We start from the raw sequence: 17,648 nt of genomic DNA on the forward strand, positions 1-17,648 counted from the left end.
AGGAGCCTTTCATGAATCAGGAAGTACACATGGACGCTGCGGATCTGGCGTTGCTGCAACTGGGGCGCCGTTTGCAAGCTGACGGCTATCGATTCATCACGCCAACGCCGCTGACGCATCAGCGTGTGCTTGATCGTTCCTTCGGACGACAGGCCCAGACCCTGCGCGATGTATTCGGTTGGTCCCAGCCGTTCGAGCCGGGCCTGTTGCCAGCGGCTGAGCAACTTCAGTTGGAACAGGCTGGCATGCTCGAAGCCAGCAACGGCCACCTGAAAAGCCGGGTACGCTGGTCGAGCCTGGATGATCTGCTGTTCGTGCATTCCGCCTTTCCCACCGACGCAGCGGACGCGGTGTTTTTCGGTCCGGACACCTACCGGTTTGCGCAACTGATTCATGCCCATCTGCAACAGGACTTCGCGCCGATCCGCCGTGCCGTGGACATCGGTTGTGGTGCCGGTGTCGGCGCAATAGTGATTGCCCGCGCCCGCCGTGAAGCCGAGGTACTGGCCTTGGACATCAACCCGGCAGCGCTGCGCCTGACATCGATCAATGCCGCGCTCGCCGAAGTGGCCAATGTCAGCGTCGAGGCCAGCGATGTGTTGCAGGACGTCGACGGTCAGTTCGACCTGATCGTCGCCAACCCGCCCTACATGGCCGACCCGGCCGAGCGGGCATACCGCCATGGCGGCGGGGCGTTCGGCGCGCAACTGTCGTTGCGCATCGTCGAGCAAGCCTTGAATCGACTGGCGCCCGGTGGTTCGCTGGTGCTGTACACCGGAGTGGCGATGATCGATGGCCACGATCCTTTCCTGCAAGCGCTGACCCCGCGCCTGGCGTCGCCGATGTTTGGCTGGACCTACCGCGAACTCGATCCCGATGTGTTCGGCGAAGAACTGCTGACGCAGGGCTATCAACGGGTGGAACGGATTGCCGTGGTGGCGCTGGTCGTCACACGGGTCGGCCCCGGCATCGGGGGGACGGTTGAGTCGGCAGCGGGTGCGCCATGAACAAGAACCTCGATGACTACAACCGCATGCGCGACTTCTCGGCGACCTCTGAGCCCGCCGCGAAAAAACGCACGGGCAAAAACAACGGGAAAGACCATGCGCTGCAATTCTGCATTCAGAAGCACGATGCCTCGCACCTGCATTACGACTTTCGCCTGGAACTCGAGGGCGCGCTGAAGAGCTGGGCGGTGCCCAAAGGTCCGTCGCTCGACCCCAAGGTCAAGCGCTTGGCGGTCCACGTCGAGGACCATCCGCTGGACTACGCGACCTTCGAAGGCAGCATCCCCGAAGGGCATTACGGCGCCGGCGATGTGATCGTCTGGGACCGAGGCGTGTGGATTCCACAGGAGGATCCGGCCAAGGCCTACGCCAAGGGCAAGCTCAAGTTCGAACTGCAAGGCGAGAAGCTCGGCGGCCTGTGGAACCTGGTGCGCACGCACATGCCGGGCAAGCAGGAACAATGGTTTTTGATCAAGCATCAGGACAGCGCAGCCAAACCCGAAAGCGATTACGACGTGGTCGCGGCCGAGCCCGACAGTGTGCTGAGTGACCGGACCATCGTCGCCAAAAAATCGACGTCGACGACTAAACCCAAAGCCGTCAAGCAACCCGCGCGCAAGGCTGTGCCCGAGAAAGCGGCGCCACTTACCGGCGCCCGCAAAGCCCAACTGCCAGACCAGCTCAAACCGGAATTGGCGACGCTGGTGGAGAAGGCCCCGGACGGCCAGTGGAGCTATGAAATCAAGTTCGACGGCTACCGGATCATGGCCCGTATCGATCACGACGAGGTCAAGCTGTTCACCCGCAACGGTCACGACTGGACCCACAAATTGCCCCGGCAAGCCGCAGCGTTAGCGGCGCTAGGCCTCGAATCGGCCTGGCTTGACGGCGAAATGGTGGTGGCCAACGAACAGGGCGTGCCGGACTTTCAGGCGCTGCAAAATGCCTTTGACGCCGGTGCCAGCGCCAACATCCTCTACTACCTGTTCGACCTGCCGTACCTCAACGGCGTGGACCTGCGCGAGGTACCGGTCGAAGAGCGCAGGGTGGCGCTGTCGACCGTGCTCAACGCCAATCATGACCCGTTGCTACGCTTCTCGGATTCGTTCAGTGAAGCGCCGGAAGCCTTGCTCAACAGCGCCTGCCAGATGCAGATGGAAGGACTGATTGGCAAGCGTCTGGGCTCGCCTTATGTGTCCCGGCGCAGCGGCGACTGGATCAAGCTCAAGTGCAAACACCGTCAGGAATTTGTGGTGGTCGGCTACACCGACCCCAAAGGTTCGCGCAACGCGTTCGGCGCGTTGCTGCTCGGCTTGCATGACCGTGACAGCGGCAAGTTGCGTTATGCCGGCAAGGTCGGCACCGGGTTCAACGAAACGACCCTCAAACGTATCTACGAGCAGCTGAAACCGCTGAAGGCGAAGAAGGCCGCGGTGGTCAATCCGCCGACCGGTTTTGAAGCGAAGGGTGTGCACTGGCTCAAACCCACGCTACTGGCGGAAGTGGCCTTCGCTGAGCTGACCAAGGACGGCTCGGTGCGTCATGCGGTGTTCCATGGCTTGCGCGATGACAAACCCGCCGACAGCATCACCGAGGAGCGCCCGAACGTGGTGAAGACCCCAGAGAAAAAAACCTCCGCAGCGGCGAAAAAGAAAAGCGACCCGCCCGCGCCGTCGCAGATCGGTCTGGGCGAGGGCAAGGTGCGCATCACCCACCCGGACCGTGTGATCGACGCTTCCAGCGGCACTACCAAAGTGCAACTGGCCGAGTATTACGCCAGTGTTGCCGAGTGGATTCTGCCCGAGCTCAAGGACCGCCCGGTGGCGCTGGTGCGCGCGCCGGACGGTATTGCCGGCGAGTTGTTCTTCCAGAAGAACGCCGAACGCCTGGCCATTCCGGGCATCACCACGCTGGACAAGGAACTCACCGGCCAACCGGTGATGATCATCAACAACGCCGAAGCGCTGATCGGCGCCGTGCAGATGAGCACCGTGGAGTTGCACACCTGGAATGCCACCACCGACCACCTCGACCGGCCTGACCGCTTTGTGCTCGACCTCGACCCGGACCCGGCGCTGCCCTGGAAAAGCATGGTCGAGGCGACCCAGCTGACGCTGACGGTGCTCGATGAACTGGGGCTCAAGGCGTTTCTCAAAACCAGCGGCGGCAAGGGCATTCACCTGGTGGTGCCGTTGACCCGCAAGCTCGGTTGGGACGAGGTGAAGGATTTCAGCCATGCGATTGTCAACCACATGGCCAAGCTCTTGCCGGAGCGTTTTTCCGCCGTGTCGGGACCGAAGAACCGGGTAGGGCGGATCTTCATCGATTACCTGCGCAACGGTCTGGGTGCTACCACCATTTGCGCGTACGCGGTGCGCACACGTGAAGGGCTGCCGGTATCGGTGCCGGTCTTTCGCGAGGAGGTGGCGGAGCTCAAGGGCGGCAATCAATGGAACGTGCACAACGTGCATGAGCGCCTGGCCGAAGTGGGTGACGAGCCTTGGGCGGACCTGAAGAAAACCCGGCAGTCGATTACGGCCGAGATGCGGCGGCGCGTGGGGATGAAAAAATAGTGGGTGTTGCATGGGTATCTGTGGCGAGGGAGCTTGCTCCCGTTGGACTGCGAAGCAGGCCCATTTTTTGGGGCCACTTCGTGACCCAGCGGGAGCAAGCTCCCTCGCCACAGCTCAGTGTCACGGTTTAACAGGCTGGCATTACTTGATGAACGCCTGGAGATCCGAGTTCAGCTTGTCGATGGCCACTTTGAAATCCTTGGCAGTGACTTTCTGGCTTTCGTTTTCCAGTGTGGTGCCAAATACCTTGCGCACCACACGGGCTACGGTCTGGTTGTTTTTGGCATCGATAAGTTCCGCTTCGATATACAGCTCGGTGTCCTGGTCACGGTGACCGGTGGCTGCCTGAGTCGCGCCGACTACGGCAGCGATCGGCACCACTTCATACCACTTCATGCCTTCGTTCGAAGCGCTGACCCCAGTGATGGCTGCGCGCATCACCAGCGTTCTCGAACCGGCCGGTGCCGACGCGGTGTTCGGCACAATCCGGTATTTGGTGCCCAGCGTGGCTTTGGTTTTGCTGGTCATGTAGTTCTGAATATCGGTCAGTGTCTGCTGATTCACCCGCTCATTGGGTTTCGGCGCCGGATAGAGCTCCAGCTTGTTGAACGCCACGGTGTCATACGCATTCGGGTTCCACGACGGGCTCACCCAGCGCATCGCCGTGCCACCGCTAGGCGTTTCGACTTCTTGCAGGTTGTTGTAACTGGACAGGTAGCCGGAGTACTGCGCCTTCTCTGTGACTTTCGAGGTACAACCGCTCAGCAAGACGCCGGTCATTGCTGCACCGATGAGCAAGTTTCGAGACAGATTCATAGTGGGTTTTACTCCATGGTTTGAGTCGTGTTGTTCATTCGTAACGAATCAGAAACGCCAAGTCATGTTCCCGGTCAGCGCTTGAATCCAGGCGTTGTCGAATTGACCGGAGATCCGATTGCCCGAAACGGTTTTAGTCTGCTCGACGGGCATGTCACCGAGCCAGACCATGGCCCAACTGACGTTGACGTCGGTGTCCTTGTCAAGAGCATAGGTGGCGCCCGTCGCAATGCGCCAGGTTTCGTTCATCGGCACAATTACGCTGCGATTACTGTCCGACACTGCGCTGCTGTCGTACGCCATTCCGACGTTCCATAACCATTTCTCGGTGGCCTGGTATTGCGCGCCAAGGGAGAGGTGCCAGGTGTCCTTGAAGCCGGCGTTGATCGTTGTCGATTGCGCCCCCGCTGCCGTGGTGTCGACCTGTACCCCGATGTCTCCGAATTCCGACCAGTCCTGCCAGTTGGCCGAAGCCAGCAACGCCCATTGCCGGTCCAGTTGCTGGTACAGGCTCAGGGTGACGGTTTGCGGTACCGTCACGTCGAGTTTGGTATTGGTGTTGTTGATGCGGTCCAGCAGTCGGCCATCGCCTTTCACATCCAGCCGGTCTTCGAAATTCAGGTCTACCTTGCTGGTGTAGGTCAGGCCAATGCGCGTGCCGGCTTGCGGGGCATAGATCACCCCCACATTAGCGCCGTAGCCCCAAGTGCCGTCCTTGTATTTGTACTGGCCGTCCGCGCGGTCGGTGAAACCCAAGGGGGAGCGGTCGATGGCGGTGTCCGCCTGCAACATGCCATACATGGCCTTGACGCCAACGCCGACCGACCATTGCTCATTGAAGCGATACGCCACGCTGGGCACCAGGGACAAACCCAACAGGCTGGCGTTTTGCGTGAAGTAGCGCCCGGACCAGTCGTTGTCGTAATTGACCGCCAGGCCGAAATCGCCGTACTGGCCGAAACCGACGCTCCAGTGATCGTCGAGTTCATGGGTGATGAAGAAGCTGCCGCCTGGCATTGGATCGAGGGCATTGCCACTGCCGCTGCCAGGGGTATTGGTGCCGGAATCGCGATCAAAGGACACGTTACCGTAAAGCACTTGCAAACCGCCGGTGATCTGCGTGCCCGGCAAGTAACTCATGCCCGCCGGGTTGCTGGCGATGGTGGAGGGGCCTTGAGCACGGGCAGCGGCGCCGGCGTTGGCCAGGCCGGTGTTATCCGTACCGATTTCGTAAAGCATGATGCCGCCGGCCCAGGCTTGCTGACAGCACAGGGCGAGCACGGTGACGGCGGGGAGGGCGGAGGTTTTTATCTGCATTTGAATTCCTTCTTACTGCGTCAATAAACGTCCATCAGTGAACACGGGCGGCCAACGCGGACGCCCGTGATTCGCTGAACCTACTTGGCCATTTCCGCCCGAGCCGCTGCGATTTTGGCCTTGACCGAATCGAGGTTGAAGCTCGCGCCTTTTTGCATCGGCGGGAACTCGATCGCGGTTTCAGCCAGTTTGGCCACCTGCTGCTGGACAAACACAAAGCGCCAGAACTGGAACTTGAACCAGTCGAAGTACTGTTGCGAGCCCTGTGCTGACTGGTTTTCCGGCCAGCCCATGCGTTCGAACGGGTCGAGACGAAGGTTGGTCAGGATCGGTACATCCATGGGGACCTTGGCCCCCATCCAGCCGCCAGGCTGGTCAATGAAGCGATATTTGTAATCATCAATACGCACTGCACCCAGTGTACTTTCACCAAAGTAGAAGATTTCATGCCGGTTGGACGGGCCTTTGCCAGTAATCATCGGCGTCTGGTCGTAGCCGTCGAGGTGCACCTTGTAGGTGGTATCGCCCAGTTGTTTGCCCTTGAGCAGTTCAGTGGAGATGTTCGGGTTACCCGCCGCGGCGACCAGAGTCGGGAACCAGTCCATACCCGACATGATGCCGTTGGCGACTTGATTGGCCGGTACTTTGCCCGGCCAGCGAATAATCGCCGGCACTCGGAAACCGCCTTCCATTACGGTGCCTTTACCCATTGCAAACGGGGTGGTGCCACCGTCCGGCCAGGTGAAGTTTTCCGCGCCATTGTCAGTGGTGAAAATGACAATGGTGTTGTCATCCATGCCGTCTTTTTTCAACTTGGCCATAACATCGCCGACGACATCATCCAGTTGAGCCATGCCGGCTTCCTGTTCCGACCAGCCATTTTCCGAATTGCGCATGGCTTCGTACTTGTCGGAGAGGTGGGTAACGATGTGCATGCGGGTCGGATTGAGCCAGACGAAAAACGGTTTGTTGTCCTGCTTGGCCTTGTCGATGAAGCTGAAGGTTTTGTCGCGAATCTCGTCGTCGATGGTTTTCATCCGCTCCGGATACAGCGTGCCGGCGTCTTCGATTTTCTGTTTGCCGACTTTGCCCCAGCGCGGCATGACCGTGGTGTCATCGGTGTTGGTGGCCCAGCTGTGGACCATGTTGCGCGGCCCGACCTTGTCCAGCAGCTCCTTCGGATAGTTGGGGTGAGCCGGGTCCTCCATGGCGTCGAGGTGGTAGAGGTAACCGAAGAACTCGTCGAAACCGTGGACGGTGGGCAGGAATTGGTTGAGGTCGCCCAGATGGTTTTTGCCGAATTGGCCGGTGGCGTAACCCATGGATTTCAGGGCGGTGGCGATTGTCACGGCTTCGTCAGGAATGCCAACGGGAGAACCGGCCTGGCCGACGGTGGTCATGCCGGTGCGAATCGGCAGTTCACCGGTGATGAAGTTGGCGCGCCCGGCGGTGCAACTGGCCTCGGCGTAATAGTCGGTAAAGCGCATGCCCTCATTGGCGAGCTGATCGAGATTGGGAGTGCGACCGGCCATCATGCCCTGGTTGTAGACGCCGATGTTGGACCAGCCAATATCGTCGCCCATGATCACCAAAATATTGGGTGGCTTATCGGCGGCGTGAGTCATGCCGGAGATAAACATTGCAGACAACAGCAGTGGCGTTGTGAGTACGGAGCCTATTTTTTTCCGGTTCATATCGAGATCCTGTGTACTGCTGTGAGCATGCTGAAAAGAAGCCCCCCGGCTCCTCCTGAAATATTGGATCCCCCGCGATGAGCGTAGGTAGATATTGAAAAATTTCCAGAAGCAGCTACCTAAAAAGCTGCTAAACCTGCTTAAGACGATCGATTGATAGCGTGGTGAGATGGCGATCGCCATAAACACCCACTTTGCTGAGACTCAAACCACATGGGCGCTTGAACATGTCGAACTTTCGATCGACGCATTACCTATTGCCCTGTGCCCTTTTCCTCGGGGTGAGTGGTGCTCACGCGGAGGACTCTGCGGAGCTGGCGAAAAAATCGCTGAATCCGGTCGCGGCGATGTACAGCCTGCCGATCCAGTACACCTGGGATCAGAAGATGGGGCCCACGGGGGAGGGCATGCACAGCGTGACCAACATCCAGCCGGTGCTGCCCTTCGAGTTGAATGACCACTGGAACCTGATCTCGCGCACGATCCTGCCGGTGATTGACCAGCATGGCCTGGCGCCAGATGGCGCGGCGGACAAGTCCGGCATCGGTGATGTGACCCAAAGTTTTTTCTTCTCGCCCAAGGACCCGACGGCCAGCGGCTGGATTCTTGGCGCCGGGCCGGCGTTGCTGATTCCTACAGGGAGTGACAGGTTGCTGAGCAGTCGGCAGTGGGGCGCCGGGCCGACCGTGGTGGCGCTGAAGCAATCAAACGGCTGGACCCGAGGCATCCTCGCCAATCACATCTGGAGCCTGAGCGGCGAGCAGCCCAATGCACCCAAGGTCAACCAGACGTACTTGCAACCGTTTTGGTCGTACACCACCGACACTTACACCACGTTTGGCGTGAACACCGAGTCGATCTACAACTGGCAGACCAAGGAATGGGCCGTACCGGTCAACGCCACGGTGACGCAGTTGCTCAAGCTGGGAGGCCAGCCACTGACCCTTCAGGCCGGCCCGCGCTATTGGGCCGACAGCCCCGAGGACGGCGCTCGGGGCTGGGGCTTTCGTGCGGCGATTACGCTGCTGTTTCCCAAGTAAGGGCCCGCATTAACTGCCTTGCGGTACCACACGGGCTTCATTGCCTGAACCCTGGATATACACGTTCATGCCTCTGCTCAGGTTCGGATTGATCGGCTGGGTCACCGACACCAGCACGCCACTTCTGGTCCGCACGATTATCTGTTGTGCTTCTACCGGTTGGTCGTACTTTTTCTTCTCGGCGTAATTGCCGCCTGCCGCACCGGCGAGGGCACCGGCAACCATGGCGACATCGCGCCCGGTGCCATGACCGATCAAGCTGCCAAGAGCGAGACCGCCAACGCCACCGAGGACCGCGCCGATACCACTGTCGTGATTGGTCTGCATCTGCGTCAGCGTTATCTGCTCGATCTTCCCTGAGCGAATCTCGATCTCGCCGGCACCGCCATTGGTGGAGCCCACGGCGGAGCAGGCGCTGATCAATACAGCCGCCAACGTGACGGTCATCCAGGACAGGATTGCTTTCATGCTGTGTACCTCTTCAGTGTCGTAAACAACGATTCAAACCGGACTCAACTGCGAATGAACGCCCAGATATCGGCATTCAGCTTTTCGATCGCATCCTTGAAGTCCTTGGTGGTGATTTGCTGACTCTCGTTCGAGAGTTGGCTGCCGAATATCTTGCGCACCACCTTGACCACAGGCTCATTGGTCTTCGCATCGATGAGCTCGGCTTCGATGAACAGGTTGGTGTCCTGATCCCGATGACCGGTGGCGGCCTGTGTCGCGCCGACAACGGCTGCCACCGGCACCACTTCATACCACTTCATGCCTTCGTTCGAGGCGCTGACGCCAGTGATGGCGGCCCGCAGGATCAGGGGTTTTGAATCGCGCCGCGCTTCACTCACGTTGGACACTATCCGGTACTTCTGGCCCAGTACGGCTTTGGCCCTGCTGGTCATGAAGCTCTGCAAGTCGGCCAGCGTCTGCTGATTGACTCGCTCATTGGGTTTGGGCGCGGGATAGAACTCCAGCGTGCGGAATGCCACGGTGTCATAGGCGTTCGGGTTCCACGTCGGACTGACCCAGCGCATGGCCGTGCCCCCGCTGGGCGTTTGGACTTCCTTCAAGTCGTTGTAGCTCGGCAGGAAACCGGAATACTGCGTTGCCTCCGTGACTTTTGAGGTGCAACCAGCGAGCAGGAGGCCGGCCAACGCGGCGCCGATAAGCAAGTTTCGGGATGGGTACATGAGTGTGTGCTCCATGGAAAAAGTCGAACTGCCCGGTAGCAAACCGAATAGCGTTTTGGAGAGCGTAGGTAGCAATGCTGAAATATCCAGCGCAATACGGTGCGCGCCGATGATTCTTGCGCTGAATCGCCCGAATTTTTCTCGATGGAATGGCGAATGCCATAAAACTGAGCTTTGCTGATGTATCCGGGGGGCCAATGACTGCAAACCGGTGCAAGGCATGGATCATCGAAGCGTGTTCATCGGGATATGAACTCGTTGCGACGTCACTTTTGTGGCCAGTCGTTAAACGCGCGGCCTCGTGGAGAACACACAATGCCCACCCTCCAACAGCATGTCCGCTGGCTTTCGCTCAGCGTTGTTATCGCTGCGTTCGCGACCCCGTTGTATGCCGCACAGGCGCCCGCCGTCGATGCGCCCGCAACGCAACTGGAGCCCAAGGCGCTGGATATTCTCAAGGCCATGAGCGCGAGGCTCACCGGCACACAGGGCCTGAGTTTCAAAGCGGTCACCACCTACGAAAAACCCAGCCGACTGGGGCCGCCACTGGCCTATAGCACGGTGGCGCTGGTCAACGAACAGCGTCCGGATCGCCTGCGTGTCTTGACCTCAGGCGACGGCCCGGCCACCGAGTTTTATTACGATGGCAAGAAAGCCTATGCCTATGAGCGCAAAGACAACCTGCTCGCACAAGCGGATGCGCCACCGACCATCGATGCGACGCTGGAGGCTGCGTACCGGCGGGCCGCCATCTATTTCCCGTTTACCGACGTCATCGTCGCGGACCCGTATAAAGATTTGTCCGAGGGCATGCGAGTGGCTTTTTACATCGGTCAATCCACGGTGGTCGGCGATACCACCACTGATGTGATCGCTTATACGAACGACAGCGTGTTCGTCCAGGCCTGGATCGGCACTGAGGACAAGCTACCACGCATGATGCGCGCGGTGTTTCTCGATGACCCGACACGGTCCCGGCACCAGGTCGAATTCAGTGACTGGAAGCTCAGTTCGGCGATGTCGGCGGACTTTTTCAAACCTGACCATATCGAGTCGGCGCATCGGATTCAGTTTTCACCGCCGCCCGGTTTGATTGCCCCGCAAGGCGTTAAAGCACCAGTCGCCAAACCCTGAACGAGGAGGTTGAATCATGAACAGATCTACCTTGATGTTCGCTGGCCTGTTACTCGGGGCACTGGCGTGTAACGAGGCGGCAGCCTGGTCGCGTGCTTCGGCGTGGGGACATTCTTCTGGCGGTGGTGGCTCGTGGAGTCACTCCGGCGATTTCGGCTCGGCGTCGGGCGGCGGTGGCAGTTGGAGCGGCGAAAGCAATCGCGGCGGGTCGGCTTCCGGTGGTGACGGCAGTTGGAGCGGTTCCGGTTTTCGCGGCGGTTCGGCGTCCGGTGGCGAGGGTAGCTGGAGCGGCAGAAGTGAAGCCGGCGGGACTGCCTCCGGTGGTGATGGGTCCTGGCACGGTACGGGTGCCGAAGGCGGAACAGCTTCCGGCGGGGAGGGTGCGTGGCATGCACAAGGTGAAAACGGCGCTACCGCCGCTGGCTACCACGACGATGGCTATGGCACGACGGCTTACCATCCGCCGGGATATGGCACGACCACGACCGCTTACCATTCTGTTCCATACGGAACGACCTACTACCATCCGCCAACCGCAGTGGTTGCCAGCAGCGGTTGCTATAACTGTGGTTATGACGAGGGTGTCAATCCAGCCGCTGCGGCAGCGGTGGGTGTAGTAGCGGGGGCGGCGGTGGCGACAGCGGTCGACCAGAATGACAACAACAACGCCTACGGCGCTGGATATAACGCTGGCATGGTGGCCACGGCACCGTCAACCATGCCCATGGGCGCAACCTTTGCCACCCTGCCATCCGGATGTGGTTTGCAGACGATGCCCCAAGGCACGTTCTACGAATGCGGCAACTCCTGGCTGCGACCTGCCTATGGCGCCAACGGTGTTTTCTACACCGTGGTGCCGGCGCCTTGATCAGCCTCTGCAAACCATAGCTGCGCCGAATTCAGCCGCGTCTGCTCCGGGTCAATATGACCCGGGACAGACGCTGGCTGAGTCTTAGCTGACGTTACGCAACGATCCTTTCCAGTACTTTTCCCGTACCTGGCGGCGCAGCACCTTGCCGACCACCGACAGCGGCAACTCATCGACGAACACCAGCGTTTTCGGCGCCTTGTAGCCGCCCAGTCGCGTGCGGGTCTGGGCAATCAACTCCTCGCAAGTCACCGATTCACCCTGACGCAGGATCACTTCAGCGTGGACGGCTTCGCCCCATTCGGCATGCGGTATGCCGACCACGGCCGCCATCAGTACCGACGGATGTGCCGCCAGTGCCGCTTCGACTTCTACGGCGTAGACGTTGAAGCCGCCGCTGATGATCATGTCCTTGAGCCGGTCGACGATGTACAGGAAACCATCGCGGTCGATGTACCCCAGGTCGCCGGATTTCCACGCACCGTCGTCGAACTCGGCGGCCGTTGCTTCCGGGTTCTCGTAATACCCTTTGATCACGGCTTTGCAGCGAATGCGGATCTCGCCGGTTTCACCAATAGGCAGCGGCGTGCCGTCGGTATCGGCGATATACACTTCCACACCGGGGGTCGGACGACCGGCCGACGACAAGCGTTGCAACGCGGTGGCATTGCCCGGCTGGTGCGAGGCCTTGTCCAGCGCGGCGATGACCATCGGCGTTTCGGTGGCGGCGTAGCCCTGGACAAAAATCTGCCCGAAGCATTCCACCAGTTCGCCCAGCTTGTCCGGGCTCATCGGCGCGGCGCCGTAGATCAAGGTGTTCAGCGAGGAAAAATCCTTGGGCGCGGCGCGTTGCATTTCCAGCAAGCGATACAACACGGTCGGCACCAGGAAGGAGTGGGTCACACGCTCCTTTTCAACCTGCTGACGCCAGGCCTCCATGTCCAGCTGGTTCATGGTCAGGTTGGTACCGCCGCCATAGAACGTCGGGAAAAACAGCATGATCGTGCCGTGGGACAGCGGCGACACATGCAACAGCCGCGTCGCGCTATTCAAGCTCAAATCGGTGTTGATGAACGCCGCATCACGGCAGGCCATCCAGTTGTCGATCGAGTACATCGCGCACTTGCCCTTGCCGGTGGTGCCACCGGTGAAGCGCAACATGCAGAGGTGCTCATCGGTATCGAGGCTCACATCGTTGTCGAGGTCGGACGCAGCATCCACCAGCGACCAGAAGCTGTGAACCCCGGGCAGGCTGGCCTGCTCGGCCGTGGGCGGGTCCATGACCACAATCTCGCAGCCACGGTGGCGCAACATGCCGTAGTAGCTGTCCAGCAAGCGGGTTTCGAGAAACACTACCCGGGGCTTGACCAGATCGACCTGACGCGAATGCTCTTCAAGCGGGTCGCGCAGGTTGGTCATGACCACCGTGCCTTCCTGCTTGAACGTGCTGGGAAACATCATCAGGCTGAGGTTGTCGTTTTCCAGGATCAGCATGAAGCGTTCGCCTGCGCGTACTTGCAGCATCGAGCGCAGGACATCGGCGATACGGTTGGTCAGCAGGTGATACTGCTCGTAGGTGTAGCGCCGGTTACGCTCGATGTTGACGATGGCTTCCTGGTCGCGATGACGCAGCGCGAGCAAGCGCATGACCCGGCTAAAATTCATTTTCATGGTGGACCGCTCCAATAGCTCCAGAAGGCCGTAGTGCGAGTTATCGGGCACGCATGCGCGAGGCGGCATCCAGGCGGATGGTCTCGCCGTTGACGTAGGCGTTTTCGATCAGGAACGCGCAGCAATGCGCGAACTCACGCATGTCACCCAGGCGTTTCGGCGATTCCATCTGCTCTTTCAGCGAGTTGAGAATCTTCTCGTCGAGACCGGCGACCATGGTGGTCAGGAACAATCCCGGAGCGATGGCATTGACTCGCACACCAATTTCGCCCAGTTCACGAGCGGCCGGCATGTTCATGCCGATCACGCCAGCCTTGGTGGCCGCGTAGGCGCACTGGCCGACCTGGCCTTCATAAGCCGCGCCGGACGACACGTTGATCACCACGCCGCGCTCTTCGCCGGCTTCGGCTTCGTTGTTGGCCATGTGCTCGGCGCACTTGGACATGACGTTGAACACACCGTTGAGGTTGATCGCGGTGGCCTGGGCGAAACGGGCCAGCGGGGCGGCCTTGCCTTCACGGCCCAGCACTTTGAAACCGGTCGGCACGGCAGCGCCGTTGATGCACACATGGATGGCGCCGAACCTCGCCATGACTGCATTGACGGCGTTCTGCACCGAGGCTTCGTCGCTGACGTCGGTTTGCACGAACATCGCGCGATCGCCGCCAATACTGGCCACGGCTTTTTCACCGGCTTCGATGTTCAGGTCGAAAATCGCCACGCGGGCGCCTTTTTCGCCGGCCATGTAGTGTGCAGTCGCCAGGCCCAGGCCCGAAGCGCCGCCAGTGATCACGATGATTTTGTCTTGAATACGCATGAAAAGTGTCCTTGTTCGCTGCCCGGTCCAAACGGACCGGGTTGTTATTGTTAGGAGTGGAACGGGCGGTTGATCAGAACGCGTTGACCCCGGTCAGGGCGCGGCCAATGATCAGTTGCTGGATCTGCGTGGTGCCTTCAGGAATCGGCACGATGATGGCTTCGCGGGCCAGTTTCTCGACCAGGAAATCGGTGGTCACACCGGCACCGCCGTGGATCTGCACGGCTTGACGGGCGACAGTCACCGCCATTTCGCAAGCGAAGTACTTGGCCATCGCCGCTTCCATTTCGGCCGGGACGCCGGCACCGATCATCTCGGCGGCGCGGTAGGTCAGCAGGCGCGCGGCGTCGACGTTGGTGGCCATTTCCGCGAGCATGCCGCTGATCAGCTGGTGACCGGCGATCACTTTGCCGTGCTGCTTGCGCTCTTTGGCGTAGCGCACGGCTTCTTCCAGCGCGCGGCGGCCGATGCCCAGGCCTTGAGCCGCCACGAACACACGGGAGCGTTCGAAGAACGACAGGGTGTTTTTCAGTGCCATGCCTTCGCCGCCGATGATGTTGCTGGCGGGAACGCGTACGTCGTTAAGGAAGATTTGCGCGGTGGACTGGCTGTTCCAGGCCATCTTGTGGATGTTCTGTACTTCGTACGGGTGTTCTTTACGGTCGAGCAGGAAGTGCGTCAGGCCCTTGCGTGGGTCTTCGCCGGTGCGGCAGGTGCAGATCAGGAAGTCGGAGTACGAACCGTTGCTGATCCAGGTTTTCTCGCCGGTGATGATGTAATCGTCACCGTCGCGACGGGCGCGGGTCTTGATTTCCAGCACGTTGGAGCCGACGTCCGGTTCCGAAATGCCGACGCTGACGAACGAATCGCCGCTGATCAGGCCCGGCAGGTAACGTTCGCGCAGGTGATCCGGCGCGAGTTTCTCCAGCATTTGTGCGCCGAAAGAGTTGATGACCACTGGCGTCGACAGGTCTACCGAGCAGGCGGCGACTTCTTCGAACAACATGGTCATGGTTGGCCAGTCCAGGCCCAGGCCGCCATTGGCCTCGCTGACGGCGCCGCTGACCATGCCGAACTCGGAGAGCTGGCGCATCATCTCGGCCATTTTCTCTTTCGGCATGAACTTGTCGCGGTATTCCTTGTTGAACACCGGGTCAATCTTGTCAGACAGGAAACGACGGAAACTCTCGACGGCTTCGAGTTGTTCCGGGGTGCGCATGACGTGTCCCATGGGGGGCTCCTTAAATATTCTTGTTAGCGAGGATGTTGACGGCGACCACGGCTTCTTCGATGCCGAACAGGCCACCACCGTTTTCCTGGATGGCAATGCGTGCACCTTCGACCTGGCGCTTGCCGGCTTCACCGCGCAATTGCGTGACCAGCTCATGGATCTGCCCAAGGCCGGTGGCACCGATCGGGTGGCCCTTGGATTCCAGACCACCGGACGGGTTGATCGGCATGCGGCCGCCAACGGTGAAATCACCGCGCTCGGCAGCCGGGCCGCCTTCGCCGAACGGCACCAGCATCAGCGATTCGGCGTTGAGGATTTCGCCGATGGCCGAGGCGTCGTGGACTTCAGCGACGTCGACGTCTGACGGATTTACGCCAGCCAGGGCGTAAGCTTTTTTCGCCGCCAGGTGGGCAATGATTTTTTCCGGTTCATCGAGACCACGGTTGCTGCCGGTTTGCACCACGCTGGCGAGGACGCGAACGGCGCGGTCACCGTCGTTTTTCAGGCGCTTGAGGCCTTCGGCGTTGCACAGCAGAACAGCGGCGGCCCCGTCGCTGATCGGGGAGCACATCAGCGTGGTCAGCGGGTAGCAGATCGCGGGCGAACCCAGCACTTCGTCGATGCTGAAGGCCTGCTGGAATTGCGAGAGCGGGTTGTGCACCGAGTGCTGGTGGTTCTTCGCGGCCACTGCGGCGATCTGCCGTTGTGTGGTGCCGTAACGCAGCATGTGATTGCGGGCAATGGAGGCATACACGTCCATGAACACGCTGTAAGGACGCTCGGAAACGGTACCCGGTGGCGGCACGATACCTTCGCCCATGGCCAGCAAGGTCTCTTTGTTCTGCTCAACGGTGGACACGTCCCAGCCGCCATCGAACACGGCGAACATCTTGGATTTGTCCGGCACGTTCATCTTCTCGGCACCGACGGCGAGGGCGATGTCGCACTGGCCGGCACGCAAGGCGAGGGTGGCGAGGTTGAAGGCCGAAGAGCCGGAAGCGCAGGCGTTCTCGACGGAGAACACAGGGACGCCTTCGATGCCGATGCGGCGCATGGCGATCGGGCCGGGAATACCGGTCTGGCCTTGCAGCATGCCGTTGGTCATGGTGCTGTAATACACCGAGCCGACGTCGGCGGTGGTGGCGCCGGCATCTTTCAACGCCAGGCCCACGGCTTCGTCGACCATGTCGTAGACGCTGCGGTCAAGCAATCGGCCAAACGGCGTCATGCCAACGCCCACTACATAAATATCGTTCATTGTCTGTTCCTGCGGGTGTGGGGGCGTGGTGGCCTAGCGGCCCTTGAAGTTCGGTGCGCGTTTTTCGCCGAAGGCTTGCAGGCCTTCCTGGAAATCAGCGGTGCGCAGGTGTTGGCGCAGCGCTACTTGCTCGTGCTGCAAGGCGTCGTCGCGAGATTTGTCAGCCGTGGCGCGAGCCACTTCTTTCATGCGGCGTAGGGCGATCGGGCTCTTTTTGGCGATCTGCTTGGCCAGCTTCACGGCGGCATCAGCAAGTTCTTCGTCGGCGTGGACTTCGCACACCAGGCCGTAGCCTTGCATTTCAGTGGCCGAGAGGGATTTGCCGGTCATCAGCAGGTACATCGCGATGTTCAACGGGATCAGGCGCGGCAGAACGGCAGCACCGCCAGCGCCAGGGAACACACCGAAATTGGCATGGGCGTCGGCCAGCGTTGCGCTGTGTGCGGCGACCACGATGTCGGCGCACATCGCCAGTTCCAGGCCGCCGGCCATGGTCACGCCGTTGAGGGCGGCGATCACTGGTTTGGGGAAATTTCGCAGTTGACCGAAGACTTGATTGGCGCGGTCCAGGAAGTCGGCTTCGCCAGCGGGCAGGCTGCTGCCGGCCAACACTTCTTTCAGGTCGGCGCCGGCGCAGAAGGCGGGGCCGGTGCCGGTGAGGATCACCGCCCGCAGCTCATCGTTGAGCGCGATGTCGTTGAGGCAGCGTTCCAGCTCGGCGAGGGTCGCCAGGTTCAACGCGTTCATGGCCTTTGGCCGATTAAGCGTCAAACGCGCTACCGGGCCAACGATTTCATACAGCAGCACATCATCACTCATGACAACTCCTCTTATTGTTAGCGCGCTATTGGCGTTGTTGATGGGCCGATAGTAGGAACGCAAGAGGGGCGGTCGCAGGTCATTGCAACGAAAGCGGTTGTCCGCAGGGGGAGGGTTATCTATCAGGTCAGGCGCTGACTTGTGGCGAGGGAGCTTGCTCCCGCTGGACTGCGCAGCAGTCCCTTTCTTTATTACGGACCAAGGGGGCCGCTT

At 60.4% G+C, this 17,648-nt stretch carries 15 protein-coding genes; 5 read left to right on the forward strand and 10 right to left on the reverse strand.

The genetic code is table 11. From position 1 onward, the window contains the following. Positions 1-11: 11 nt before the first annotated feature. Positions 12-1,007 (forward strand): methyltransferase, encoded by a 996-nt coding sequence (locus tag EAH78_RS19250; protein ID WP_140668932.1) that lies wholly within the window; start codon positions 12-14, stop codon positions 1,005-1,007. Continuing rightward, positions 1,004-3,580: a DNA ligase D gene (gene ligD / locus EAH78_RS19255; protein ID WP_140668933.1), complete on the forward strand. Its 2,577-nt coding sequence runs from the start codon at positions 1,004-1,006 to the stop codon at positions 3,578-3,580. The genes EAH78_RS19250 and ligD overlap by 4 nt, the downstream gene beginning before the upstream one ends. Positions 3,581-3,721: 141 nt before the next feature. Here the strand turns inward: ligD and EAH78_RS19260 are convergent, their stop codons facing one another. The 3 genes from EAH78_RS19260 to EAH78_RS19270 form a co-directional block, all read right to left on the reverse strand. Continuing rightward, positions 3,722-4,396, reverse strand: a complete 675-nt coding sequence (locus tag EAH78_RS19260) for a DUF3313 domain-containing protein (protein WP_140668934.1) — start codon at positions 4,394-4,396, stop codon at positions 3,722-3,724. A gap of 48 nt (positions 4,397-4,444) precedes the next feature. Beyond that, complete coding sequence (locus EAH78_RS19265; protein WP_140668935.1) at positions 4,445-5,713, reverse strand: OmpP1/FadL family transporter; 1,269 nt, start codon at positions 5,711-5,713, stop codon at positions 4,445-4,447. Between the two features lie 80 nt (positions 5,714-5,793). Beyond that, a complete protein-coding gene (locus EAH78_RS19270) occupies positions 5,794-7,407 on the reverse strand; it encodes an arylsulfatase (protein ID WP_140668936.1) in 1,614 nt (537 codons plus the stop codon). Positions 7,408-7,634: 227 nt separating this feature from the next. On the opposite strand from EAH78_RS19270, the gene EAH78_RS19275 reads away from it, so the two are divergent. Further along, positions 7,635-8,447, forward strand: a complete 813-nt coding sequence (locus EAH78_RS19275; protein ID WP_240051905.1) for a transporter — start codon at positions 7,635-7,637, stop codon at positions 8,445-8,447. A gap of 9 nt (positions 8,448-8,456) precedes the next feature. On the opposite strand, the gene EAH78_RS19280 is transcribed toward EAH78_RS19275, so the two are convergent. Both EAH78_RS19280 and EAH78_RS19285 read right to left on the reverse strand, forming a co-directional pair. Beyond that, entirely contained in the window at positions 8,457-8,915 is a 459-nt protein-coding gene (locus EAH78_RS19280; RefSeq protein WP_140668937.1) for a glycine zipper 2TM domain-containing protein, read from the reverse strand. A 44-nt stretch (positions 8,916-8,959) separates the two neighbouring features. Further along, complete coding sequence (locus EAH78_RS19285) at positions 8,960-9,637, reverse strand: DUF3313 domain-containing protein (protein ID WP_140668938.1); 678 nt, start codon at positions 9,635-9,637, stop codon at positions 8,960-8,962. 315 nt (positions 9,638-9,952) lie between these two features. On the opposite strand from EAH78_RS19285, the gene EAH78_RS19290 reads away from it, so the two are divergent. Further along, positions 9,953-10,771, forward strand: coding sequence for a DUF2092 domain-containing protein (locus tag EAH78_RS19290; protein ID WP_140668939.1), 819 nt, complete (start codon positions 9,953-9,955; stop codon positions 10,769-10,771). Between the two features lie 16 nt (positions 10,772-10,787). Then, complete coding sequence (locus tag EAH78_RS19295; protein WP_140668940.1) at positions 10,788-11,639, forward strand: hypothetical protein; 852 nt, start codon at positions 10,788-10,790, stop codon at positions 11,637-11,639. Between the two features lie 84 nt (positions 11,640-11,723). Here the strand turns inward: EAH78_RS19295 and EAH78_RS19300 are convergent, their stop codons facing one another. From EAH78_RS19300 to EAH78_RS19320, 5 genes are all read right to left on the reverse strand, one after another. Further along, on the reverse strand, positions 11,724-13,310 hold the full coding sequence (locus EAH78_RS19300) for a class I adenylate-forming enzyme family protein (RefSeq protein ID WP_140668941.1): 1,587 nt from the start codon (positions 13,308-13,310) through the stop codon (positions 11,724-11,726). A 40-nt stretch (positions 13,311-13,350) separates the two neighbouring features. Next, positions 13,351-14,127 carry an SDR family NAD(P)-dependent oxidoreductase gene (locus EAH78_RS19305; RefSeq protein WP_140668942.1) on the reverse strand — a complete coding sequence of 259 codons (777 nt, stop codon included), beginning with the start codon at positions 14,125-14,127 and terminating at the stop codon, positions 13,351-13,353. A 73-nt stretch (positions 14,128-14,200) separates the two neighbouring features. Then, positions 14,201-15,358 (reverse strand): acyl-CoA dehydrogenase family protein, encoded by a 1,158-nt coding sequence (locus tag EAH78_RS19310; RefSeq protein WP_140668943.1) that lies wholly within the window; start codon positions 15,356-15,358, stop codon positions 14,201-14,203. Positions 15,359-15,368: 10 nt separating this feature from the next. Then, positions 15,369-16,616, reverse strand: coding sequence for a thiolase family protein (locus tag EAH78_RS19315; RefSeq protein ID WP_140668944.1), 1,248 nt, complete (start codon positions 16,614-16,616; stop codon positions 15,369-15,371). Between the two features lie 33 nt (positions 16,617-16,649). Next, positions 16,650-17,435 (reverse strand): enoyl-CoA hydratase/isomerase family protein, encoded by a 786-nt coding sequence (locus EAH78_RS19320; RefSeq protein ID WP_140669112.1) that lies wholly within the window; start codon positions 17,433-17,435, stop codon positions 16,650-16,652. Positions 17,436-17,648: the final 213 nt, after the last annotated feature.

The organism is Pseudomonas arsenicoxydans, from assembly GCF_006438915.1.
Classification (GTDB): Bacteria; Pseudomonadota; Gammaproteobacteria; order Pseudomonadales; family Pseudomonadaceae; genus Aquipseudomonas; species Aquipseudomonas arsenicoxydans_A.